The organism is Sphingobacterium sp. UBA5996 (genome assembly GCF_002429765.1).
Classification (GTDB): Bacteria; Bacteroidota; Bacteroidia; order Sphingobacteriales; family Sphingobacteriaceae; genus Sphingobacterium.
In genome coordinates this window covers 317,911-342,794 of the sequence record NZ_DJAS01000021.1, presented here as the reverse complement: position 1 = coordinate 342,794, position 24,884 = coordinate 317,911, and the positions used below count along the sequence as shown (strand labels likewise).

14 protein-coding genes are annotated in these 24,884 nt (G+C 40.2%); 4 read left to right on the top strand and 10 right to left on the bottom strand.

Annotation, left to right across the window (positions count from 1 at the left end; translation table 11 throughout):
• The first annotated feature begins 34 nt into the window (after positions 1-34).
• The gene (locus tag B3E00_RS16365; protein WP_293888229.1) at positions 35-1,546 is read left to right on the top strand and encodes a SusD/RagB family nutrient-binding outer membrane lipoprotein; all 1,512 of its coding nucleotides are present in this window, start codon (positions 35-37) and stop codon (positions 1,544-1,546) included.
• An 835-nt stretch (positions 1,547-2,381) separates the two neighbouring features.
• On the opposite strand, the gene fabF is transcribed toward B3E00_RS16365, so the two are convergent.
• Together fabF and B3E00_RS16355 are read right to left on the bottom strand one after the other, a co-directional pair.
• The gene (gene fabF, locus B3E00_RS16360; RefSeq protein WP_209575826.1) at positions 2,382-3,620 is read right to left on the bottom strand and encodes a beta-ketoacyl-ACP synthase II; all 1,239 of its coding nucleotides are present in this window, start codon (positions 3,618-3,620) and stop codon (positions 2,382-2,384) included.
• Positions 3,621-3,681: 61 nt separating this feature from the next.
• Positions 3,682-4,275, bottom strand: a complete 594-nt coding sequence (locus B3E00_RS16355; protein WP_209575824.1) for a TetR/AcrR family transcriptional regulator — start codon at positions 4,273-4,275, stop codon at positions 3,682-3,684.
• Positions 4,276-5,171: 896 nt separating this feature from the next.
• On the opposite strand from B3E00_RS16355, the gene B3E00_RS16350 reads away from it, so the two are divergent.
• Both B3E00_RS16350 and B3E00_RS16345 read left to right on the top strand, forming a co-directional pair.
• Positions 5,172-7,139: a sensor histidine kinase gene (locus tag B3E00_RS16350; protein WP_293881107.1), complete on the top strand. Its 1,968-nt coding sequence runs from the start codon at positions 5,172-5,174 to the stop codon at positions 7,137-7,139.
• A 12-nt stretch (positions 7,140-7,151) separates the two neighbouring features.
• Positions 7,152-7,775 (top strand): response regulator, encoded by a 624-nt coding sequence (locus tag B3E00_RS16345; RefSeq protein ID WP_293888232.1) that lies wholly within the window; start codon positions 7,152-7,154, stop codon positions 7,773-7,775.
• A gap of 13 nt (positions 7,776-7,788) precedes the next feature.
• Here B3E00_RS16345 and cydB read toward each other — a convergent pair whose 3' ends face one another.
• Positions 7,789-8,865, bottom strand: coding sequence for a cytochrome d ubiquinol oxidase subunit II (gene cydB, locus B3E00_RS16340; RefSeq protein WP_293939330.1), 1,077 nt, complete (start codon positions 8,863-8,865; stop codon positions 7,789-7,791).
• A gap of 6 nt (positions 8,866-8,871) precedes the next feature.
• Positions 8,872-10,209 carry a cytochrome ubiquinol oxidase subunit I gene (locus B3E00_RS16335; RefSeq protein ID WP_293939329.1) on the bottom strand — a complete coding sequence of 446 codons (1,338 nt, stop codon included), beginning with the start codon at positions 10,207-10,209 and terminating at the stop codon, positions 8,872-8,874.
• A 227-nt stretch (positions 10,210-10,436) separates the two neighbouring features.
• Between B3E00_RS16335 and B3E00_RS16330 the strand changes: the two genes are divergently transcribed.
• Complete coding sequence (locus B3E00_RS16330; RefSeq protein WP_293888236.1) at positions 10,437-11,423, top strand: hypothetical protein; 987 nt, start codon at positions 10,437-10,439, stop codon at positions 11,421-11,423.
• A gap of 109 nt (positions 11,424-11,532) precedes the next feature.
• Here B3E00_RS16330 and bglX read toward each other — a convergent pair whose 3' ends face one another.
• From bglX to B3E00_RS16300, 6 genes are all read right to left on the bottom strand, one after another.
• Positions 11,533-13,809 (bottom strand): beta-glucosidase BglX, encoded by a 2,277-nt coding sequence (gene bglX, locus B3E00_RS16325; protein WP_293939328.1) that lies wholly within the window; start codon positions 13,807-13,809, stop codon positions 11,533-11,535.
• Positions 13,810-13,976: 167 nt separating this feature from the next.
• A complete protein-coding gene (locus B3E00_RS16320; protein WP_293939327.1) occupies positions 13,977-15,362 on the bottom strand; it encodes a glucoamylase family protein in 1,386 nt (461 codons plus the stop codon).
• A gap of 77 nt (positions 15,363-15,439) precedes the next feature.
• Entirely contained in the window at positions 15,440-16,870 is a 1,431-nt protein-coding gene (locus tag B3E00_RS16315; protein WP_293939326.1) for a RagB/SusD family nutrient uptake outer membrane protein, read from the bottom strand.
• A 20-nt stretch (positions 16,871-16,890) separates the two neighbouring features.
• Positions 16,891-19,992 carry a SusC/RagA family TonB-linked outer membrane protein gene (locus B3E00_RS16310; protein ID WP_293939325.1) on the bottom strand — a complete coding sequence of 1,034 codons (3,102 nt, stop codon included), beginning with the start codon at positions 19,990-19,992 and terminating at the stop codon, positions 16,891-16,893.
• A 266-nt stretch (positions 19,993-20,258) separates the two neighbouring features.
• Positions 20,259-23,144: a helix-turn-helix and ligand-binding sensor domain-containing protein gene (locus B3E00_RS16305; protein WP_293939324.1), complete on the bottom strand. Its 2,886-nt coding sequence runs from the start codon at positions 23,142-23,144 to the stop codon at positions 20,259-20,261.
• Positions 23,145-23,563: 419 nt separating this feature from the next.
• On the bottom strand, positions 23,564-24,757 hold the full coding sequence (locus B3E00_RS16300) for an MFS transporter (protein WP_293939323.1): 1,194 nt from the start codon (positions 24,755-24,757) through the stop codon (positions 23,564-23,566).
• Positions 24,758-24,884 lie beyond the last annotated feature (127 nt).

Here is a 24,884-nt window from a genome sequence, read left to right as displayed (position 1 = left end):
AGAGTTTTTTATATTCTCAACAAATACAATGAGTATGAATAAGATTATTAGGAAAACAGGATTAGCTGCTTCGGCGTTATCTCTCCTGTTAATTTCGGGATGTACGAAGAATTTCGAAGAAATAAATACAAACCCGGACGCACTGCCATACAGCCCGCCCACAAATACTTTGGTTAATGTACTCCGCAATACCGGAGAACAGTTTGGTGGGGATGTTGATGGTTATGGTACCTTCGCAGGCTATATTGTTAAGATTCAATATATGGACTTTATGTCAGGATTGGTGCCTACAAATAACACTTATGGCAATCGTTGGTATGCGTGTTATTATAATAATACGCAGCTAAAAGATATGCTTGAGTATACCGAAACGACTGCCGCAGGCTATAAAAATGTTCGCCTTATTGCACGAATCTGGCAAAATTATATGTGGTCCTATTTAACAGATGGATGGAGAAATGTACCATTCACAGAGGCTTTTCAAGGTACTGAAGCTCAAGGCGGTGTTTTAAGAGCAAAATATGATAAGCAGGAGGATATTTATCCAGCAATATTAAAAAGTTTAAAAGAGATTGCTGATGAAATGGCGGAAGGCTATGGAGACGATGCACTGGGAAAAGCTGATGCAATCTATTATATGGGCGACGATCAAGAATCTTTGTCAGCAGAGATGCTGAAGTGGCGGAAGTTTTGTAATTCCTTGAGACTCCGTTTAGCGTTACGCATTTCTGGGGTTGCATCGGATTTAGCAAAATCAACTATAGAAGAAATTGCAGGGAATAAAGGGAAATATCCAGTCTTGGAGGACAATAGTGAAAATTGTGCTTTGACTTATCCTGGAGCTCCACCATATTATGAACCATGGTATAATTCCGGGATGATAGGGAATAGAAGAAATAATTGGGCGCTTTCTGATATTTTTATAGATCATTTAATCGATACTAAGGATCCTCGTATTGCTACGGTTGCTTTAAAAGCAAATGACGGAGAATATCGCGGCTATCCTAATGGAGCAAAGCAAGGTCCTTCGAGCCTAACATCGGTTTCTTGGATAGGTGATCGCTATATAACCAATGCAGCTGGTGCAACACCATTTTTTAAATCTTGTGAAACTTACTATATTTTGGCTGAGGCAGCAATGCTAGGGTATAATGTGGGGATATCTGCACAGACAGCCTATGAAAAAGCAGTAAATCTATCCATGGAAGATAATGGTATTTCTACGGAAGCTACAAATGCATATTTAGAGGGGGCGGGGCGATGGAATAATACAAAAGAACGTATTTGGTGGGATATGTGGGTAGCGCTGTTTAAGGAAAATTTTGAAGCATGGAGTTTATACCGCAGAACTGGAGTTCCTACAACAAATTATCCTTCGTTGAATTCTATTTTTGGGAAGAAGCACAATGATCAACCATGGCGATTACCGTACCCCAATAACGAATATTTATACAACAAAGCGAATACTGATGCCGCGGCGGCCCAAGTAATTGACAATGTCTGGGGTGAACAGATGTGGTGGGATAAACGGACAGGAAAATTTTAATTTCATATGTTTATTATTACCTAGCGAGGCAACTTCGGTTGTCTCGCTATTTTTTTTCATAAATTTTTATCCTGTCTTAAAGAATTAATCATTGCTTCTATAGATTTTTTTAAGTCGAATGCATCTACAAATCCAAGTGATTGTAATTTTAGACTAACTGTATTTCTACCATCCGGTTGTCTGGGAATATGTTGGAGAATCCCCTTTGTAGATTCTAGTCCGATAAGGTCGTGCAATTTCATATTTCCATTTGCATTTTCTGTCTTGTATAAACAGTTTTATTTGAACGCTTCAATTAAATTTCCCTTTGATTCGGAGCGGCAACACATTGGGACCAAAAGGTGACCAAATTGTACCTTTTGACACTACTTGTTCAGTGCTCGTTCAGTGCTTGCTCAGTGATTCGTCAGTCAGGACTGAATAATCAGTGACCGATAACTGTCTAAATATTGATTGAAAATTGTGATTAGCTATAATTTGGTAATGCTTTTGTATTTATTTTTGCAGCTAGCTTAAATTATGATCAGCAAGTGATTGCGTCAACGATTAAAAAGGCAGTATTCATTATCAAACCAAGTATGCGATCCCGCCTGCTGTTCTCATAGCCTGTGAGAAAGCGATAACAAGCTCATCTAAATAATGGTGGGATTGATTGAGGGGAGTATAGTGTCCGCAAAAAGTAGATCTACAAATAGCATTGGACAAAAAAATAGGCATAAAAAAAGGTTTTCAAACGGGGAGAATGAAAACCTTAAATAACCAATTATAAACCTAAATTATGATAGTACAAAGATAGTGTGTTTAATACACTTTGTCAAGAATTATTTCAAAAAAATTAAATCTTTTTGAAAACTATACTCGAATTGTGTCCTCCAAACCCAAATGCATTGCTCATTGCTGCAGTCACGGTTTTTTCCAGTGGCTGATTGATCACAATATTTACCCCTTCCGGAATCTCCGGATCTATATTTTCGATGTTTATCGTTGCGGGGATAACATTGTTGTTGATAGATTTTACGGCAATGATTGCTTCGATAGCCCCCGCCGCACCAAGTAAATGTCCTGTCATTGACTTGGTAGAACTGACCCATAAATTGTTGGAGTTGCCAAAAGCGCGTTGCATCGCTTTTAGTTCAGCGATATCTCCAACCGGAGTTGAAGTAGCGTGGAGATTTAAATAGTCGAGCTCGCTGATGTTAATTTTGGCTTCCTCCAACGCTAGAGACATGGCTTTTGCAGCAGCTATTCCTTCGGGGTGGGGAGAAGTCATATGGTAAGCGTCCGCAGTCATTGAAGCTCCTACAAGTTCTGCATAAATTTTTGCGCCTCTTTGCTTTGCATGTTCGTACTCTTCGAGGATAAGCGCACCGGCACCTTCTCCCATGACAAAGCCGTCGCGATCGCGGTCAAATGGTCTGCTTGCAGTCTGTGGGCTATCATGCCGGCTCGACATGGCCTTCATGGCAGAAAAGCCTCCAACGGAAGCGGGTGTGATGGGAGCCTCGGAGCCGCCACTGATAAAAACTTTTGCTTTCCCTAATCGAATGTAATTGAAGGCATCCATAAAAGCAGTATTGGATGTTGCGCACGCCGATACTGTTGTGTAGTTGATTCCTTTTAAACCATATTTCATCGATATCATTCCAGAAGCCATATTCACGATGAGGCGCGGAACGAAAAATGGACTGAATCGCGGTTTGTAATCTCCCGTTACGTAACCTTCTACCTCTTTTTCGAAAGTTTCCATTCCACCCTGACCAACACCCCAAATGACACCGATGTCAAAGGGATCCATGCTTTCAGGTACTAGTCCCGAATCTTCTAGTGCTTGAGCTGCACTGTATAACGCATATTGCGTGAAAAGATCACTCCTTTTGATTTCATTTCTATCTAAGTATTTTTCGGGCTGAAATTGCTTAATTTCACTTGCAATCTGTGTTCGAAATAGGGATGCATCAAAACGGCTAATCGCTGCTGTGCGGTTTTCACCGCGCAAAATGTTATTCCAGAATGTATCAATGTTTTCTCCCAGCGGATTTATGGTTCCCATGCCGGTAACTACAACTCTTTTCATCTCTTTTTATTTTAATATTTTTGTAATAATATACCGATTGGTATTTGAATTTTTAAAAAAACTAACTTTTGATTTCCCGGTTGACCATTTCTCTCATTTTTTCTAAGACAATCGCTAAATCTTTTCCTCTTCCGGTAATTTTTGAAAGCAAAATTCCGCCCTCGATCATCGCCATAAACGTAATGGCGTAATCCTCAGCAGAAACATCTTGCTTAAATTCTCCATTTTTTATTCCTTCCTCCAGAATCAAGATTAAACGCTGGCGCCAAAGGTCAAATGAACGCTTCACTTTTGGCGTTAAAAAAGGCAGTGAATCATCTGCTTCAACAGCAGCGTTCATCATTGGACATCCGCCAGAGGCTGCGATAGCTTTAAAATTCTCTTTGTAGAAATCAAAAAAAGACAAAAGCTTCTTTAACGCTGTTTTTTGCTGAATAATCTGCTGATGAACCGCATCGGAAATGTTTTTGCTCTGATAAGTATAAACATGTATGGCCAGATCGTCTTTGTCCTTAAAATTACCATAAATACTTCCTTTTGTTAAGCCTGTCGCTGTTGTGATATCTGATAGGGAAGTCGCAAAGTAACCTTTTTTATTAAAGATGGGCGCAGTTTTCTCAATAATAAATTGCCGTGTGTGTTCTGCTTTCGACATGATGAATTCTATTCTTTGCGTGCAAAGATAGAAAATACTTATCGGTATATTACTAGTTTCTTAGCATTAATTCGATAGGGTAGCCTTATTTCTTTTCCATAATGCGATACGTACAACGTGGAGCGTTGTCTATTATATATTCCGTTCTGCTGATGACATAGGCCGGACCGACCAGTTGTTGAAAATTCTTCAGCCTGTTAGCTGCTATAACCTTGAGTTTTTTTCAATTGAGTCGATATCCCTTACTGCCTCGGCATATTTTTGATATATCTTAGACTCCTGGTCACTAAAAAGTAGATTTAACGCATTCCCGCCAAGCACATGTTAAATCGATTGTAACAATTGTACCGCAATTTCAGCGTGACTATCTCGAAATCTTAGCATACCTTGTGAAGACAGGATGTAGTTTTAAAACGTAAAGTATGATTAAATCGGCGCTTTTTGAGTCCGATAATCCAAATGTGCTGTCTTCGGCGTACCAACCAGTGTAAGCTAGATTGGCTGATCGATATTGCGACAAAAAAGAGCAGCTAATATCTTTTAAAAACGCCTCTCGGGCTATCTGGAGGCGTTTTTTTTAGTTGAAATATTTTGGCCTGTTTTTAAATAGACTAGCCTATTCTTGTGTTGGCAATTAATTTCAAAAAAGTAGAAGAATGTCTTTAACAATTCATTGTGGAGATATATCTTTGTTTTTTTGCGATCCGCCATTTGATTATGCGGTTTTCCGGCATGTATTTTCTGCTGTCGACATTGATGAAGTCTAATAGCATGCTAATAGAAGTAGATTGAAGTCTTGAACCACCATAAGATATTCAGTATTACATATTATATAACCATTGGCTGAAAAGGCCCGATTTAGTTTAGTTGTTTAAATGATATAATATATTGGATTAATGATATTTCAGTTGAAAGAGTTAATGAAGATAATGGCCTTTTTTATAGTATACTTTACTATACATGCTGCAGCTGGACAGAGTTTCCTACCATTGGATGAGAATAAATATCGAGTTGACGCGGAGAAGTTATTGCTATCGAGGTCCAATGATAGTGTGAAGGCAATGCAACATTTTTATTTGGCAGATTACTATCGATTTAGAGATACGGCGAAATTTTGGAATCATATGCGTGCGGGTGAGCGGTTGGCTAGGCCATTCAGGACCTTACAGGCCATGGGCGCATTATATAAAAGCTATTATTATGGGCAATTCCTGGATAGTAAAAACGCGAGCATTGAAGTCCAGAAATGTATCGACCTGCTTGGCAATACGCAAAAGCCTTTCCAACAAGGGCTATTGGCTAGAGCATGGTACAATCTGGGCTTGATTCGATTTCCTAAAAAGGGATTTGCTGACTTTTTGGATATTCTTAATGGGAAGTGCTTACCGTACGCTAAAGCGCACGATCCTATTATGGAAGGTAGTATAAATACGATGATCGGTATGACTTTTATGTCGTCCAATCAGCTTGCAAAAGCGGATGAATACCATCAGTTGGCGATTAAGCAGCTTGAGCAGCAACCTCCGAGTGCCGCACTTTTAGTAACTTACCTCAACGCAGTAAGCAATTATTGCTATCAGGTAAAATCCAAAGAAGCAAAAATCTTATTGGACAAAGCCAAGCAGCTATTGGACGAGTATCCAAATTCTTCTCAGCTGCCCAATTACTATTACAACGAGGCTCTTTACTTTACGACAAAGCAGCAAACGGATGAGGCGTTAAGGTTATTGGATATCGGTTTGGATTGGTCGGTCAAGATGAACAATTGGAAATTATTCCAGATGATGCGGTTCAGAAAGTTTAATGTGTATCTCCTGCAGAAAAAGTATGCCGATGCCAAACTGCAGCTGGAGGAAATTGTAAAAAATGGCCTATTGACCCGAGATCTTTATAATAGCAAAATAGTATATAGCCAACTGGCAGCCGTAAATGAGCTGATGGGTAATTATCAGGATGCACTGAAGATGTCCAATACCGCAAATAAGCTATCCGATAGCATTCTGCAGGTCCAACTGCTGGAAAAAATGAATGAGATGGAGACCAAGTATAAGACCGTTGAAAAGGAAAAGGAGATTCTGAATCTGCGTGCAGAAAAGGACCGGAACCAATTTCGAGTTTTTCTAGTTTTGGGTATTGCTATTTTGCTTTTCTTCATTGTGCTATTTACTGCTTTTTTTTACAGAAAGCAGCGGAAGCTCAATACACAGATACGGCTCAACCACGACATAGTATTGGAAAAATTGGAAAAGGAAAAGCAGTTGCAAATTTCGGAATCTATGCTCAAGGGGGAGCAGCAGGAGCGGCAGCGCATTGCTCAGGATCTGCACGACAGCATAGGCGGTATGTTGACAGGGTTAAAATTTAAGATTGCGGGCGACGTAGCGAAGAGTACAATCTTGACGGACGAAATACCGCAGAAGCTGAATGATATTTTGGGCGAAGTAAGGCGGATCTCACATAATCTAATGCCTGCATCTTTACGTCAGTTTGGGTTGATAGCAGCATTGGAGCAATTATGTCTGGCAATGAAAAATAGTCATGTTTCCATTCAGTTTGAGAATTACGAACCTGAATTGAATGTCGATTTTCAAAAAGGATTGGCCCTCTATCAAATTGTTCAAGAAGCGATTTCAAATGCACTAAAGTATGCAAATGCAGATACGATTATTGTTCAGGTAAGTAAATCGCAAGAAATATTACATATACTTGTGGAGGATAATGGTAAAGGCTTTGATTCCTCCGTATTAAATTATGGATTGGGATTAAATAATATGGTCAATAGGATTAAATGGATCAACGGATCAATTGACATTCACAGCAAGCTTGGATCCGGAACCCAAATCGAAATTGCTATAACTGTTTAAATTGGCTGAGTCATGAAGATAATTGCGGTGTTAGATGATCATCCCTTACTGTTGGAAGGAGTTGTTTCTTTTCTCAATAATCAGGACGGGTATCGGGTATATCCATTTTTGGAAGAGGTGGCAATGATTGAATTTTTGGATACAACGAGAGTTGACTTGGTTCTGATGGATATGCAGCTTTCCAACATTAGCGGCGTAGATGTATGTAGGCAGGTCAGGAAGCAATTCCCTTTGGTTCCTATAGTCGCCTTGAGCAATTTAGCCGATGGCAATCTTATTTTTCAGTTTATGCGTGCCGGCGGAAATGGCTATATTTTAAAGGATGTGTCCAACGAGGAATTTTTAGGTTGCGTACAACTGGGGATAGATGGCAAAGAATCAATTTGTGATCGTGCAAAAGAGCTATACACGGGCGCAGTTGCCACAATGAAAAGCCTTCCTAGGCTGACACAACGTGAAAAGGAGATTTTGATTTTGATTTCAAATGGACTGACAACGAATCAGATCGCAGAAAAGTTATTTTTAAGCCCAGTTACTGTAGAAACGCATCGGCGTAATCTACTGACTAAATTCAAAGTCAAAAATATGATTAAACTTGTACAGTTTGCAATGAAGCATAAGTTATTGGACCTTTAATCGAGGGCGCATCTTAGTGTTCGCCGTAACCTACATTATCTAGCTTACCTTTGAATACTCTAAATTGGATAATGAAATAGGCTATTACTAAAATGGCAGCAACTATAAACCAGCCTAAACCTACAGAGAGACCATATTCGTGTGCAGCAGTATTTTGAATCGTCAAGGACGGATTTACGTCATTCGTTGATGGTAATAATATGGGAAACATGGAAGCCACGGTTGTGGCAAAGCTCCCGAGTATAAAGAGGGATGAAAACAAGAAGCCCATACCGTCTTTCTTAAAGCTCCTGATCCAGAATTGTCCGAGCAATCCAGCTGCTGCAATTAGGGGAAATAACCATAGCCAATAATGATTTTGAAAATTGCTTAAAGAGATGGGTTTTACGTAATGCCATACATAGGCTGATAGCATAACGAGAATAAGCAAGACAATGTTGAGTTTAAAAACAATACGTTTTAATCTATCGTTTAAGGTGCTGGAGGTTTTGAGGATAATCCAGCCTGCTCCATGAATCGTCAATGTAACGACAGCGACTAAACCCAATATAACGGTAAACCAGTCAATAATGCCTTGATGCTGGGCTAAGGGGTCAAAGGTCGGGTTCCAAAGTGCAAGGAAAAAATAATGTGGCTCCTGTGTTGATACACCATTTTCGACCATACCAAGATTGACTCCACGAACGACGTTTCCCAGGGCCGCGCCAAAGAAAAGCGCAAGCAATAAACTTGCTAGTCCAAAGGCTTTGTCCCACAAAGCTTCCCAAAGGCGATGGTGTATCTGACCTCTCAACTCGAGGCTTATTGCCCTAAAAATAAGTAGCCATAACACAAGCATTAGCGGTAGGTAAAATCCACTGAAAGAGGAAGCGTAAAGCGTAGGGAAAGCAAAAAACAAGACACCTCCGGAAGCAATAAGCCACACTTCATTGGCATCCCAAAATGGTCCAATGGAATTCGTTACAGCTTTTTTCTCCTGTTCCGTCTTAGCGAAAAATAGATGGACAATTCCTGCTCCAAAATCGTACCCATCGAGTACAATATAGATTCCCAACATAAAAGTTAATACGATAAACCAAAATATTTCCATAGCTAATTAGGTTAATGCAGGGTAAGTTTCGGGACCTTTTTTAATGATTTTGAGGACTAACATCAGAAATAGTAAACCCAAAAGAATGTACAGACCAACGAATCCCAGAAAGGTGAATAAGGTGTTTCCAGAAGAGACTGTAGGGGATACACCGTCTACCATTCGCATGAGATTATACACAAGCCAAGGTTGTCTTCCAAGCTCGGCCGTGTACCAGCCTGCCGTATTGGCGATATAGGGAAAAGGGATCATAAACATGATAATCCATAATAACCATTTTGTTTGGTATAATCTGTTTCTCCAAAGCAGTAGCACTGCGAGCACCATGACTCCAATGAATATGGTACCAAGACCTACCATGATGTGATAACTATAATAAAGTCCAGGCACGTTCGTTGGGTGTAACGATTGGTCGAATTCATTTAATCCCTTAATTTCTGCATCCCAGCGTTGATAGGTAAGAAAACTGAGGACATTCGGTACGGCTATTTTATTATCCAATTTTTTATTTTCCATGTCCGGTTGACCGATCAGAACAATCTCTGATCCGCCTTTTTCTGTTTTGAAAATTCCTTCCATCCCAGCAAAGGCAGCGGGTTGGTATTTTACCACATTTTTTGCAGCCAAATCTCCTGTAGGAAAGGCAAGCATCACCGAAGAGATCGCACCAAAGATGACCCCGCTTTTAACGAATATCTTACCAAATTTGCTATGCCTGTCACTGAGCAGATAAAATGCGCCAATAGAAGCAACAAAAAAGGAACTTGTAACCAAAGATGCGGCTTGATTGTGAAGATAGGAGGGCCAGAGCCATGGATTACTGAATAATGCGCTAAAATTATTCAGTACAAATTTGCCGTTTTTAAGAATCTCATAGCCCACCGGATGTTGCATCCAAGAATGTGTGGCTATAATCAGGAAGCCACTGGCCCAGGATCCAATAAAGACCATCAGTCCTGATAGAAAATGGAGCTTATGGCCGAGCAACTTTTCTCCAAAAAGGAACATTCCTAGAAACGAAGATTCTAGGAAAAAGGAGAACATGCCCTCCATAGCTAGGGTCTGTCCAATAATCCCACCGGTAAGTTCCGAAAACTTCGCCCAGTTTGTGCCAAACTGAAACTCCATGGGGATGCCGGTGACAACGCCCATGGTAAAATTAAGGGCGAAGATTTTCATCCAAAATTTTGAAGCGTGGTTGTAATCTTCGTTTTGAGTCTGCAGAAATTTCCATTTAAAGTACACGATCATCAGCGATAAACCCATGGTCAATTGGGGGAAAAGATAATGAAATGTAATAGTAAATGCGAACTGAAGCCGATTGTAGAGAATCATATCTTCCATGGATCCGAAGTTTTGGTTAAAAGACAGCTAAATATAGCCATTTTATTTCCCGATTTAGCTTGGAGCCAATTTATTTTTTGCTAAAAATTGTTCATTTTTATCATTTTCTGAGTTAATTGTAAAATAGTAGAACGATAATCCCTCATGACTCACCATAATCCCTTATTTATCTTATCTTCGTCCGATTTAATGATGGACTAGAAAGGGAGAGAAGAACATAAAGGGAAATGAAGAAAATAATCATTTTGATGGGTGTTTTATTAATACCTGTACTTTTAATTGTCGTAAATAATATCGGTCGCGGAAGAACTGCTAAAGATAATATTGTATTTAGGAGCAAATTATCGGATTACAATCTGTTCAAAGGTAAATTGGCTGATCTTGTGCCAAACGACCAAGGGATTTCCTATGAATTAGCATCTGCCTTATTCACAGACTATGCTGATAAAAAGCGTGCAATCTTTCTTCCCAAAGGGGAAAAAATGAGTGCATCGGACGATGGACTACCCGAATTCCCCAATGGTACTATCATAGCTAAAACTTTTTTCTATTCGGCAGCAAATGTGGTAAAAGGGGCTAAATTACAGCTGCTTGAGACTAGGCTTATTATCAATAAAGATGGGCAATGGAATGCGGCTACCTATCAATGGAATGCAGCTCAAGATGAAGCTTTTCTACTCATGGACAGCGCTTCCGTTCATGTTTCGTTTCTAGACAGCAAAGGTGTCGAAAGACAGACGAATTATATCATTCCTTCGCGGGAGGATTGTATCGCATGCCACCGTCAAGGAAATCATATGCTTCCAATAGGTCCCAAAATAAGAAATATGAACCGTATTGTCCATGTCAATAAAGAACCTCTCCAGCAATTGTTATATTTGAGGGATAGGGGTATGCTTGATTTAAAATCGTTGAGTGATTTTAGCGCCCTGCCAAGTTATGATGATGTGACCCGGTCGACACCTGTGCGAGCACGTGCTTATTTGGATCTTAATTGCGCCCATTGTCATAATCCTAAAGGTACCGCTTATATGACTATGCTGGATCTCCGTTACGAAAGCCCCTTGAATGAAACTGGAATTTTGTTGAAACAGGCCAAGATGATTGGAAGAATGTCAACATTAGGAGAGATGCATATGCCCCAAAAGGGAACCACAATCTTGCATGATGACGGAATATCGTTGATCAAAACCTATTTGAAATCTTTAAAATAAAAGGTCTTTTAAAGATGAGGTTGTTAGCATCGACTGACGATCGCCACAGAAAAACAAAGCGGCACTTATTGATTTAAGTGCCGCTTTGTTTTTTTATAGAAAAATAGTTTTAAAGCAATTCAAATTCTTTTTCTTTGACATCGCGACTGTTGGGGCCAATGTACACTTTGAAATTTCCTGGCTCTGCGATATAATTCAGGCTGTTGTCAAAAAATTTCAAATCATCCACGTTAATTTTAAAGTTTACCGTTTTTTGTTCTCCTTTTTTAAGGAATATTTTCTGAAACCCTTTTAGTTCTTTTACGGGACGCGTAACTGATGCGACTACGTCTTGTATATAGAGCTGTATAGTTTCCTCAGCATCATAGTTTCCAGTATTACTGATGTCTATACTCGCTTGTAGCGTACCTTTTTCGTGGATTTTGGTACGGTCGAGACGAATGTCACTATAGGTAAAGGTCGTATAACTTAAACCATATCCAAAAGGGTAAAGTGGCGAATTACTTACATCGAGGTAATTGGATTTGAATTTTTCAAAATCACCTGAGTTTCCGTAAGGTCTACCGGTATTCTTGTGCGCGTAATAGATCGGAATCTGACCAACATTACGTGGGAAAGTTGCCGTAATTTTTCCCGATGGTACAACATCTCCAAATAAGACATCAGCCACTGCTTTTCCAGTTTCTGTCCCACCAAACCAAACATTTAATATCGCGGGCACGTGAGCATCTTCCCATGTGAGCGTCAGTGGTCGACCCGTAAATAGCACAAGAACAACTGGCTTTCCGGTAGCCAACAATGCTTTTAAAAGATTCTGTTGATTTTTTGGAATATCCAGTTCAGATCGACTGGAGCTTTCTCCAGACATTTCCGACGATTCGCCGAGCGCAGCGACGACGACATCGGACTGCTGGGCAACTTTCACGGCTTCTGCAATGATCTCTTCTTCTTTTCGGGGATCACGTGCGATTGTACGTCCAAACATAGTTGCATGTTTTTGGTAATTCGGATCCTCCAACAGATTACTGCCTAGGTGTGTCAGGATATTTACTTTGTTACCCAATACAGCTTTCATGCCCTCAACCAACGAGGCCGTTTTGTCTAGTTCAGCACTGACACTCCAGGTTCCTGGCATATTTGCTCCTGAATTGGCTAAAGGGCCAATAACAGCGACTGTGCCCGTTTTTTTCAATGGAAGCGCTTGGTTTTCATTTTTCAATAAAACAAAAGATTTTGCTGCAATTTCTCTTGCTTTCGCATGATTGGCTTCAGATCCAATCACTGTTTTCGCCCGTTTTTCATCACAATAGCGATATGGATCATCAAATAAGCCTAATTTGTACTTGGCTTCCAAAACAAAACGGCAAGCCCTGTCAATATCTGCGATTTTGACTTTTCCAGCGTCCAAAGATTTCTTTAGCGTCGTAAGAAACCCTTCACCGACCATATCCATATCAACACCCGCATTGAGACTTAAAGCAGACACCTGCTGGAGGTCACCTAGACCGTGTGCCGTTAATTCATTTACCGCTGTATAATCGGTTACGACCAATCCTTTAAAGCCCCATTGTTTGCGTAAAACATCAGTCATTAACCATTTGTTTGCTGAAGCAGGGACACCATTAATATCGTTAAAAGACGTCATAATACTTCCAGCTCCGGCGTCTATTGCTGCTTTGTAAGGAGGTAAATATTCATTGTACATCCGGTGAAGGCTCATATCCGTGCTATTATAATCACGACCGCCTTCGGCTGCACCGTATAGGGCAAAATGTTTGACGCAGGCCATCATGGTGTTGTATGCCGCGAGATTATCACCTTGGAAACCATGGACGATAGCCTCAGCAACCCTTGAGCTAAGATAGGTATCTTCACCTGCACCTTCAGAAATACGACCCCATCGTGGATCGCGAGAAATATCGACCATTGGCGAAAATGCCCAATTGATTCCATCCGCAGTAGCTTCCTCTGCCGCAATACGTGCAGATTGCTGAATTAAATTCATATCCCAAGTAGCGGCAAGTCCCAAAGGAATAGGGAATACGGTACGGTACCCATGAATGACATCCATACCAAAGATAATGGGTATTTTTAAACGGGACTGTTTAATGGCTATCTCCTGTGTTTTGCGGATCTTAGCGGGGGTACTCATGCTGAAAATACCACCGATTTGACCATTTCTAATTTTTGATTCCACATCAGTGGAGACAGTCGTTCCTGTAGTCGCCTCACCACCTGTTACTAGATTAAGTTGTCCAATCTTTTCTTCGACAGTCATCTTAGCCATCAGCTGATCAATGAACTTGTCCATTTTCTGATTGCTTTGAGCCGAACTTGTATGCCAAGCTAGAAATGCAAGAAGGAAAGCACCTACTACTTTTTTCATCTTATTATCTTTTGTTTATGTGCGCATGAATCTTCTACTCTGCGCTACTTAATATTTAGGGTAGATGTTCAATTTTAATTGTTGAACTTTTTGATACTATGCAATGTTATTTTCGTGGTAGGAACCATTTTCAACGTGTGATGGATCGAAAATGATTCCACAGACCACTATTTTAAATAGGGACTTGTAAAACCAAGTTTTTTTAGTCCCTGTTGAATTTCCGGGGCTTGCATAAAAAGATCCCAGATTTTACCAGTTCTATAGTTTTCGATCATCACTATAATAGGTCCCTGATCAATCGCCAGATACCGTTGTGGATACCAATTTGCTGTTTCGCTATACGCGTCGTAATAGCCATATTTACCCCAAATTTTGTCGCCAAGTTGTTTGTCGAGGTATTGTGCAAATTGAATGCTTTCGTGCGGTGTATAGGGAATGGATGATAATGCCGCTGTTGGCGCGATCACGCCAGGATCGTTGTCTGGGTGATGGGCATCATAACCGTTGATGGAATAACTGGCTGTCCAGCCCCATCCTTTAGAGGAACCATAACCCGTGTAGCCTTTTGGGTTTAGATGAGCATAGGCCAAATTTATCTTGGCATGGTTGCTTGTTGCTTCCCAGTAATCTGCATATTGATCTTTTAATCCCTTGGGGCTTAATCCTAAATAAGAATAATGCTCCCAGAAAAGTGGCCCCACTTCGCCTTCTTTGGCATTATGCTTAAGGACGAGTGGAATGTTATATTTTTTAGCTGCTGTTTTAATCGCACCTGATCTTGCCCAGCCCTCATGGTATACCGATGGAGCAATAGGATAAGTAGGCGAGGAGGCTGCTAAGATATAGGTGATCAGACATTCATCATACCCTCTTACCGGGTGATTTTGTTGAAAGTTAAATTTGGGGCTCCAATGCCAATACATGACATTTTGCCCATTTGTATAATGATTCCAATTGATTTCTTTCCATAGCTTGTCAGCCTTTTGGGCAACCTTTTGAGCAGAATCATCTTTATCCTTTAGGTACTCCCGAATGGCAATCAGACCCTGTGCTAAGAATGCGGTTTCAACAATATCGCCACCATTATCTTTTTCACTGAATGGTTTAGCTGTGCCTAGTTCGCCATCATACCAGTGAGCCCATGCACCTTTGAACCGTTCGATTTTTCCTAAGTAATCCATGATGTGATCCAATTTTTGGACACCTTGTTCTTTGCTGATAAACCCGCGTTCCATGGCGACAATCATCCCCATAAGACCGAAACCACTACCACCTATGGTGACCACGTTACGGTCATTTTGAGGGTAGACACCATCCATATGGATGCGTTCCCTGGCGAGGCCAGAAGTAGGCTCCGCACCTTCCCAAAAATATTGAAATGTGTGTTGCTGAATATTGGTCAATAGCGAATCTTCATTGACGCGGCCTGCATTTGTTGAATCAATTTTTGAGGGATTGTCTGGACTGCTATTGATAGCATTTTGGCACGAACTGCTGAGAATAAGCGCCAAAGCTATACCGGTGAATACGGGATATGCTATTCGTTTTCTCATGGATATGTTGTTTAATTCTTGAAAAAATGTTCAAACGGCCAAAGGCCGTTTGAACGGAGTTACTTTTACTTATATAATTACCAACCGGTATTCTGCGGCATTTCTGGAGTTTGGATACGTTGGTTTTCCGGAATAGGGAAAAGCGTCATTTTATCCTGGAAAGTTTTTCCATTGGCCGCCATGGCTGTTTTTGCTTGTTTTGTACGAACCAGATCAAACCAGCGGTCGTGCTCAAATGCCAATTCAAGGCGTCTTTCTTTCCAGATCAATTGACGGAGCTGTGCTTGGTCGGTTGTAGTTACGTTGGGCAGTTTCACGCGTGTCCGGACAGTATTCAATGCAGTCAGGGCTTCGCTGCTATTGCCAACCTCATTTGCGGCTTCGGCAAGGATAAGATAAATTTCGCCTAGACGAAGGTAACGTACATTTTTATCACCATCAGCTGCACCTCCATTTGCAGAAGAATACGCTTTTTCATTGTACATCGGATTCTCTACACCATTGTCAATCAGACGACCATCGTAAAGAGTTTCACCCCTGAAAATAATCGTTGCATCGCGACGGATGTTATCTTTTTCGGCGTTAAAGGCATCCAATAGGTTTTGGCTTGGAATATTAAAACCCCAGCCTAAATTGACGGCTCCGCCACGAGGCGCCTGTACCTGACTATACTGTTGGATACCATGGGCTATAGAAGTACCCCTTGCTTGAAATTCAAATAATGACTCAGGCCCATTTTCTCCCGCTAATCGCCAAATTGTTGCATAATCTGGTTCAAGGCTGTAACCACCGGATGTAATGACAGTCTTGGCCATATCAGCCGCTTGTTGCCATTTGCTTTGGTACAAATATACCTTCGATAGCAATCCTTGTGCAGCACCTTTGGTTGCCCTGCCTAAATCTTTCGCCGCATACGCAGATTTGGCGGGTAAGTTATCTATCGCAAATTGCAAGTCAGCTTCAATATAGGCATAGACCTCTGCAGCAGGTTCCCTTTTGATCAGATCACGTTCTTGGATGGGAATATCACCCCAGCCCCGTACAAGATAAAAGTAATTCAAAGCACGCAGAAAACGGGCTTCAGCAATTAATCTGTTTTTATAGGTTTCGTCAGTTAAACCAAATTTCTCGGTATAATCTATTGCTTGGGTAGCTCGGCCAATGGATTTATACCAGCGTGTCCACATGGAAAGAAAAGATCCAGTTGTTGAGGTATAAGTTAATTCATCGAGGCTTAATTTATCGCCACCTGCGTCGGTTGCGGAACTTCCTTTGTCCGCATTGTCAGATAACATGTCGGTGATACCAATGTAGGAGAAAGAATAGTCCCAGTCTGTAAACATACCATAAACACCGTTTACAAATTGTTCGGGAGTATAAATTTCTTCACTGTCGCCTGCTTCTACATATTCTTTAGAAGGCACATCTAAGAAATTATTGTCTTTACAGCCTTGTAATACAATGCCTCCACTAAGAAGAATCGCTATATAAAGTTTGTTAATTTTCATTGTGTTCAAAACTAAGGTGATTAAAATTGCATGTTAAGCCCAAATAGGAAATTACGTGTAGTTGGATAAGCTGAAAGCTCAATACCAGACGTAAGATTTGGACTGCCATCGCCTGCCAGTTCAGGAGAGAAACCGCTGTAATTCGTGAATATAAATGGATTCTGAGCAGTAACATACAGGCGTAGTTTAGATCTTGAGCTATAGAGGTTGTTAAAAGTATATCCTACGGTGATATTATTGATACGGAAGTAAGCTCCTGATTCAAGGAAATAACTCGATGCCCAATACGCTCTTTCTGCACCAGGGTGCTCATTGGTTGAACCTGCGCCAGTCCAGCGATTCTCAAAAGTTGACAGGGCAATATTCTCCCCAGCGTTGGATCGTACGCTATTTAAACCGTTGTAAACTTTATTGCCGGCAACGCCGTAGCCCGAAACATTGAAATCAATAGCTTTGTAATTAATACCTAAGTTGATACCGTAAGTTGAAGTTGGCAAGAATGATCCAAAGAAAACTTTGTCCCTAGAATCGATAACTCCATCTTCATTTTGGTCTTTATACTTTAAATAGCCGGGTTTTGCAGCACCGAAAGAAGGATAGTTCTTTACATCGGCTTCATCTTGGAAAACACCATTTGTTTCAAACATCCACCACGCATAGATGGGTTGTCCGACACGGAGCTGTTTGGTGATCTCACCGTTATTTAAGCTTCCTCCAGTAGCGCGGTCATAGGCTGGAACCACTTCTGTTACTTTGTTTTTGTTGTAGGAATAATTGACACCGACGGTATAATTGAATTCAGGATTAATGCTCTTGTTCCAATTTAAAGCTACTTCAACTCCTTGATTCAGCACTTTGGCACCATGTGCATAGAAATTTTTCTCTGAAGGAGAAGTGTAAGTTGGTGTTACATCAAGAATGGTATTGGTGTTCAGCTTATGATAGTAGTCAATGGATCCTGAAAGCTGGTTGTTTAGAAATGCGAAGTCTAAGCCAGCGCCAGTCTCTCTCGTTACTTCCCATGTTAGATCTACGGCAGGAGTGCCATATGCACTTCCATAGACCATATTTTGTTCAGGCCCAAAAACGTAGTTGTAATTTGAACTTTCAGGACTTGTTAAAATTGTGGAAACATTTAAAGGAATATCTTGGTTACCTAACTTACCCCAGTTTCCGCGTACTTTCAATAAATTTATCCAGCTAACATCTTTCATGAAGCTTTCATTGGTAACTGTCCAACCTAATCCTACCGATGGGAAGGTACCCCAATATTTTCCTGTATTACGAAATACGCTTGATCCGTCTCTACGCAATGTTGCAGTTAAATAATACTTACTATCGTAATTGTACTGTAATCGTCCAAAATAGGATGATAGCGCTCTTGGCGTATAATACGTTTGCAGCGCAACAATGCCGTAATTGGTTGTTCCTTTTGCAAGATTAATATTCCAATATTGCTCTTGTTCCGGTACATTGTAGCCTGTTTGGCTGCTCATACTATTGATATCATATTTTTCACGCGACATACCAACGACGGCTTCGATATGATGTTTGTCGAAATTCTTGTTGAAGGTCAAGAAATTCTCGAATGACCAGCGAAATTGTTCCAGATTTTCATATTTCAGACTATTGTCTACATAATCAAGGGCTTTCGGATTGTTTTCCTTTAATTTGATGAAGTCAGATTCATTCAATAAAGTATTTGCATTTAACCATTGATCTTTTACATTATTAAAAACCCGTTGTTTTGAATAGAACTTATTCCCCCCGATGCGGGAGTTAATTTTCAGGTAATCTGTAATCTTGAATTCGCCTTCCATACTTCCTTGTAGACGGAATGTATTTGTTCTCTCATTTTGACGTAAAACCTCATAAACTGGATTTCCAATTGAATTAAGATTTCCGATTGCTTGTCCTGAAGCGGCTTCAATACCCGCAACACCGGTTGTTGTATTTACACGGCCAAGACCATAGCGACCATTGTCAAACATGACTGGAGCAAGCGGCGATTGACGATAAGCGGTAGTAAAAGCACTATATGGTTTTGGCGTTGCGTTAGTTAAAGTAAGATTTAAATTTTGACTAAACTTTAGACGATTGTTTAAAAATTTATAAACATTGTTATTGCGTATTGTATTTCTCACAAATTTAGAACCATCAAGAATACCATTTTCGGTATAATTGTTTGCAGACACAAAGTAATCTACTTTTTCAGTTCCTCCAGAAAGATTGACAGCATTATTAAAGACAGAACCTGTGCGTAACAACTCATCATACCAATCTGTATTATATTTTTGGTTCTCAGCCAAACGATACGATCCATTGGTCGAGGTAAGGTATTCATTGGCAAATATTCTAAACTGATCAGCATTGGCCATTTTTACGCGATTGAGAACGTTCTTAATGCCTGCAAAGCTTTCGTAATTAATACTTGTAGTTCCAGTCTTTCCTTTCTTTGTTGTTACAATGATGACACCATTTGCAGCGCGAAGACCGTAAATTGAAGCTGATGAAGCATCCTTTAATACATCCATCGACTCAATGTCAGAAGGATTGATATTGTTGATATCGGTTTGCGCAATACCGTCCACAATATAGAGTGGATTTCTACCTCCAAGCGCTGTACCTAGACCTCTAATAACGACGTTGGGTGACGATCCCGGAGCTTCGTTGGCAATGATATTGATACCGGCAGCTTTGCCCTGTATAGATTGCATGGCTGACATGGCCGGTTGCTTGGTGATATCGGACGATTTCAATGAACTGATCGATCCGGTTAGATCGGCTTTCTTTTGCGTACCGTAACCGATAACCACAACCTCTTCCAATGCTTGATTCTCATTTTCTAAAAATACATTCAGCTGTGTTTGGTTGCCGATGTATACAGTTTGTTTGCGATAACCGAGAAAATTAAAGACTAGAGAATCGGTAGGAGCGGCGTTAATCTGAAATTTTCCCGTTGCGTCGGTTTTCGTAGATACAGCTTTCCCTTTAATACTAATGGTTACGCCAGGCATGGATATCATGCTTGAGCCATCTTTGACCACTCCTTGTATAGAAGTTTGTCCATAGGCAACAGAGACGACCATGGAAGTCAAAAATAATGCGGATAGATTCCTCATATCGTAAATTTTTGGTGTTTGTTTAAAATACAGTTGGTTATTTCCCTGAGGCAAATATGTTGATGTAGTACAACATTCCCAAAATTTAACATTTACACATCACTACTACACGAAAATTTCCCCTGCTCAATCGTGTTTTATGTGTATGTTATTATTTTGATAATCAATTTTTTAAATTGTTTTTTTTGATGAAATAACACACTCTTTAGTGTGTTTTATACACTAAAGAGTGTGTGTGGTAATGATGTAGTGTTTGCAAGGAGAATTTAACGTTCTAACAGAAATTCAGATAGGTTCTTGTCTGTTGGAAGTCCTAGTTTTTTGCGTAATCTATAGCGTCTGATCTCGACGCCGCGCGTACTAATGTTGAGCAACGAAGCGATTTCCTTACTCGACATATTGAGCCGTAAATAGGCGCATAGCTTAAGGTCATTGGGGACTAGATCAGGAAACTCCTGCTTCAATTTTTTAAAGAAGTTTTCATGCGATTCATTAAAACTTCTTTCAAATATATGCCAGTCACGGTCGTCATTATGCGCATCGTCTATGAGCTTATTGATTTTTTTCAGCTCATCCGAACTCAGTTTGTTCCCATCCGCATCTTTAAGCTGTTTAAGTTCGTCGTGCAAGTTGTTCAACATCTCATTTTTGTAGACGATATTGAGTGCTGCATTCGCCAATTCTTTGTTTTTTAATTGAAGCTGGTCTTCCAATTGTTGGTTTTTCAGTTTGATCCAGTCTTTTTCCTTTTTTTCAGCTTCGCGTTCCAAAGCAATCTTTTTTTCTTCGAGCCATTTTCGCCGTATTTGAAACTGACGCCTACGCTCACGTTGAACATTAAAGATATAAGCAAAATATAGAAGTATTAAAACAGCAAGTGTGTACAAAGCCTTTGCCCACCAGGATAGATACCAGGGATGCTGAATTGTGAAGGAGTATGATTGGATTTCAGAAACCATCCCCATATTATTTTTTGCCCTTATTTTAATTTGGAATTTTCCATAGGGCAGATTTGTGAAATCCTGGTAGGCAGTCTCACTCCATTCGGACCAATTGTCTGAGTATCCCTCCAGATAATATTGATATTGAAGCGGTGAAGATGAGTAATAGGGGCTCGAAAAGCTAATTCTAAGGTTATTGTCTGAAGACGATAATTTAAATGTTGAATCTGGAAAGATAGCTTGTCCGGTGGTCAAGTTGATGAGCTGTGCTATTTGCGGAAGTGGCAACCTATTTTTTTGTGATTTGTCTGTATGTCGATAGATCGCAAACCCATCATCTAGCCCGATGAGGTAGTATTGATTTTCAATAGGAAGGATGTTTTCATAGTTATTCATCATACGGTCCTGTAGTGGACTTAATAGGTTGGAGTCAATGTGCAATTTACCCTTGCTATCAAAATCTACTTTGGCAATTTTAGTCTTCTGAATAAACCAATAACTGTTTGTGTTGATCGGTATGATCTTATTCGAGTTTTTATAGGTACCTAATGCGGCGTTCAATTCATTCGCATAACTGAATCTCTTTACAATATTGTCGAATTGAAGGAATCCGCTGTCAGTGGCGAATACAAGATTATTTTCTAACGTATACACCCCTTTAAATTGTCTCTTCGAGGCAATACTGTCCTGTTTGGAGGAGAATAATATATTTGCCTGTTGAAAACTCGGGTCAAATCCGATAAGTTGTAGTTGTCCCCAGTCTCCAATCCAAAAGGAATGAGTATCCTTTTGGGCTAAAAATCGAACGGGCTCCTTAATACCCTCAAATTGCTGCACAAATTGTAATTGCATACCATCGAAGGTAAATTTTGAAAGACCGGTATAATTTCCTTGCAGGATATTTCTCGTGCCAAATATAGGTTTGAAAATCCACCCGCCGGTGATCTGTGAAATCTTTTCTAGACGGCCGTTAAGTAGCTTAAATGTTCCATCGTTGTGGCCACAGATGAGTTCATCACCGAATAGTGCTAACGTCCAAACCTGGCCATTTGAATTTGGGACCTGAGTGAAGTTTAATGCATTGTAATTGTTCAATCCCTTCCATTCACTGGAAAATAATCCTTTATTGGTGCCCAGGTAGATTTTTCCCTGATAGATAATAGATGTATAGACCGTGCCAATTTTTCCAATAAAATCTGTATAAAATGAAATAGGGGAGTTGATTTCAATACGATCGATACCATTATCCAGTCCTACCCAGATATTCTTTTGGTTGTCTTTGACGATACTGAGCACCGTATTGTTTTGCAGCCCATTGTTTTTATTGATGTGTTGAATGACTTGGCCATCCTTGTTGATAATGATAACGCCGTTCTGGATGGTGCCAAAGGCGTATTGTCCATCATAGAGGTATATGCCATTATTTACCTGTGATTGGCTCAATAGCTGATTTGCAGGAACCGACCAAGGTTCGATAGTTCCGTCGGCTTTCATCAGATAAAGGCCGTTTCGTGCGGTGGCGATGAGCGAAGTATTTGTGTCGAAAGGCAATAGGGCAAGGACGTTTTTATCTTTTAAGACGTCTTTGCCTTTGATTGGAATCAATTTACCCTGTCTAAATTCATGCAGACCACTGGGTAGTTGTTCGAAAAACAACTTTTCATTAAGCTGATGTGGGAATAAAAAAGGCTCTCCTTTTGCCGTTAACTGCCTTATCGTATTGTTTTCCCAAATATAGGATTTGGAAAAGGTATGGAAAAATACGCGCTGGTCTTCCACAATGATTTTCCAGATTTCTTCGTTTGGAAAATAGGTCTTGTCGCGTACCAGCCTCGAAAGACTATGATAAGTCAAGTTTCCAAAAGGCTTAGCAGTCCAATAACCAAATTCTCCTCTGCCACCGGTATAAATTTTACCATCTTTACCTATCGAAACACTTCGGACGGTGGAATGGTTTGGTAGCGGAAAGATACGCCAGTACTGTCCGTCAAATTGTAATAGACCTTCAGTATTTGCACTATAGATACGGCCATCTTTGTCTACTGCCAACGACCAGTTTTGATTTCCAGCCTTGTATTGGTCTTTTTTGAATTGTTTAACAAAAGGTGTACCTGTAGGTATGATGGTCTGGCAATAGCTGCAGTTTGGAAAAATAAATAAAATGGTGCAAAACCAAAAGATATAGACGTTCCTATATTTTTTTATTGTCATCGACTCCCTCACTTAAAATTGATTTGGGGTACAATATATCGATTTTATTGGAGAATTGGTAATCTCCGAGCTCATATAGCACTTGAAAATCTCCTTAAGACATCCCTCTTGTGCTGGGGAAAAAAATCATTTGGTTGATCCTACGTATTTCTTTTGATATTTCGATTTTTAATAGCTGGGGTGCGGCACAAAAGACCAGAATAAGTGCTACCGGGGATATTAAAAAATTAGGAGAAAAAAAAGGTTTTCAAACGGGGAGAATGAAAACCTTCAATAACCAATTATAAACCTAAATTATGATGATACAAATATAGTTGTTTTTGATACTAAGTTAAAAACAATTCATCTTGTATGTGTATTTTTGTGGTCAAACGACTACAGGGGGTCTGTGTTTTCTGTGTGTAAGACTCATTCAACAACTAGCTGCTCTTGACGAGCTTATTTATCACATATAAGGTGATCAAACCCAATATGGAAAATACGCCATATCCTAATCCAATCTGAAACTGAGTAGCAGGGTTTACTAGACTCACGGTGAGATAGCTGAGTGAAGATGTGAGCAGGTAGGTTATTCCGCCTACTAGTCCTCCGGCAATACCAGCCGACAATGGAAATCTTCCCAAACAGTAGCTGAAATAATTGTTAAAAACGAATCCGGCAGTACAATGTACTGCAAATGCAAAGAACGTAAGCGTATATAAATTCGCTTTATAAAGTGAAACGATCAGCATGCCTATGATGAGCAATATTTGAATAAAGTTGGCAATTCTCAGTTTGGGTATCAATGCCTTTTTGATCAATGCTTTTCCAATAAATCCACCACACATCCAGGCTAAACCCATAATAAGGGAGGTGTAGCCAGTGGTAATCGCGCTATATCCCAGTTGATGCTCAATAAAGAAGGGGCCACTGAGATTGTAGAACATGACCAGGCCATAGGATATGCCGCACATGAATATGCCGAAGGTAAAATCGATGCTTTTTAGCATCATTTTAAACTCGCTAATCAAATAATCGATGTGAAGGGGCTTTTTCTGTCTGATTGTTTCGCTGGAAAAGATCAGTTCAAGTACAAAGAGCACAGCACTATATGCAGCCAGAACAATAAAGTTGGAACGCCAGCCAAATTGTGTTTGGAGGTAACCACCGATAAAGGGAGCCACAATCGGTCCGATCGACCAGACGATGGTCATGATACTCAGGTAGTGCTTACGCTGTTCACCGTCGTAGACATCTACAAAATAGGCTCTTTTGGAGATGACAACAAATGCCGATAAAATTCCCTGTAAAATCCGCATTAGGTAGATAACCCAGATATCCTGCGTGTGTGCCGTTACCCAAAAACTAATAATAAAAAGAAAAAGTGAAATGAGGTTAATGCGATACCTTCCCCAGGCATCCACCAATGCTCCTGTGAAGAACTGAGCGATACCATAACTAATTAGAAAAAGCGAAAGCGTCAATTGAATTTTGCTTTCATTTAAGCCAAGTTCCTGCGCCATTTGTGGCATTGAAGGAAGATAAATATCTGTGGCAAGCCCGGTAATCGGAACAAGTGCAAATGCAAGTATTGTCGGTATAAATGACTGTTGTGGGGTAGTGTTTTTTTCCATCCTTTATAAAATTTTTATTTGTTTTCCGTCGCTACGGACGTTCACGCTGCCTTAAATAGCTGGCATGTCACGGAAGGGTGGAGATTAATGCTATTTTCAAAAATTTCATGACGCAAAGTTATAAAAA

Bases quoted from the DNA above. Each gene is read 5' to 3' on its own strand.
- B3E00_RS16365 (WP_293888229.1), top strand. From the start codon at position 35: ATGAATAAGATTATTAGGAAAACAGGATTAGCTGCTTCGGCGTTATCT.
- fabF (WP_209575826.1), bottom strand. From the start codon at position 3,620: ATGAAAAGAGTTGTAGTTACCGGCATGGGAACCATAAATCCGCTGGGA.
- B3E00_RS16355 (WP_209575824.1), bottom strand. From the start codon at position 4,275: ATGTCGAAAGCAGAACACACACGGCAATTTATTATTGAGAAAACTGCG.
- B3E00_RS16350 (WP_293881107.1), top strand. From the start codon at position 5,172: ATGATATTTCAGTTGAAAGAGTTAATGAAGATAATGGCCTTTTTTATA.
- B3E00_RS16345 (WP_293888232.1), top strand. From the start codon at position 7,152: ATGAAGATAATTGCGGTGTTAGATGATCATCCCTTACTGTTGGAAGGA.
- cydB (WP_293939330.1), bottom strand. From the start codon at position 8,865: ATGGAAATATTTTGGTTTATCGTATTAACTTTTATGTTGGGAATCTAT.
- B3E00_RS16335 (WP_293939329.1), bottom strand. From the start codon at position 10,209: ATGGAAGATATGATTCTCTACAATCGGCTTCAGTTCGCATTTACTATT.
- B3E00_RS16330 (WP_293888236.1), top strand. From the start codon at position 10,437: ATGAAGAAAATAATCATTTTGATGGGTGTTTTATTAATACCTGTACTT.
- bglX (WP_293939328.1), bottom strand. From the start codon at position 13,809: ATGAAAAAAGTAGTAGGTGCTTTCCTTCTTGCATTTCTAGCTTGGCAT.
- B3E00_RS16320 (WP_293939327.1), bottom strand. From the start codon at position 15,362: ATGAGAAAACGAATAGCATATCCCGTATTCACCGGTATAGCTTTGGCG.
- B3E00_RS16315 (WP_293939326.1), bottom strand. From the start codon at position 16,870: ATGAAAATTAACAAACTTTATATAGCGATTCTTCTTAGTGGAGGCATT.
- B3E00_RS16310 (WP_293939325.1), bottom strand. From the start codon at position 19,992: ATGAGGAATCTATCCGCATTATTTTTGACTTCCATGGTCGTCTCTGTT.
- B3E00_RS16305 (WP_293939324.1), bottom strand. From the start codon at position 23,144: ATGACAATAAAAAAATATAGGAACGTCTATATCTTTTGGTTTTGCACC.
- B3E00_RS16300 (WP_293939323.1), bottom strand. From the start codon at position 24,757: ATGGAAAAAAACACTACCCCACAACAGTCATTTATACCGACAATACTT.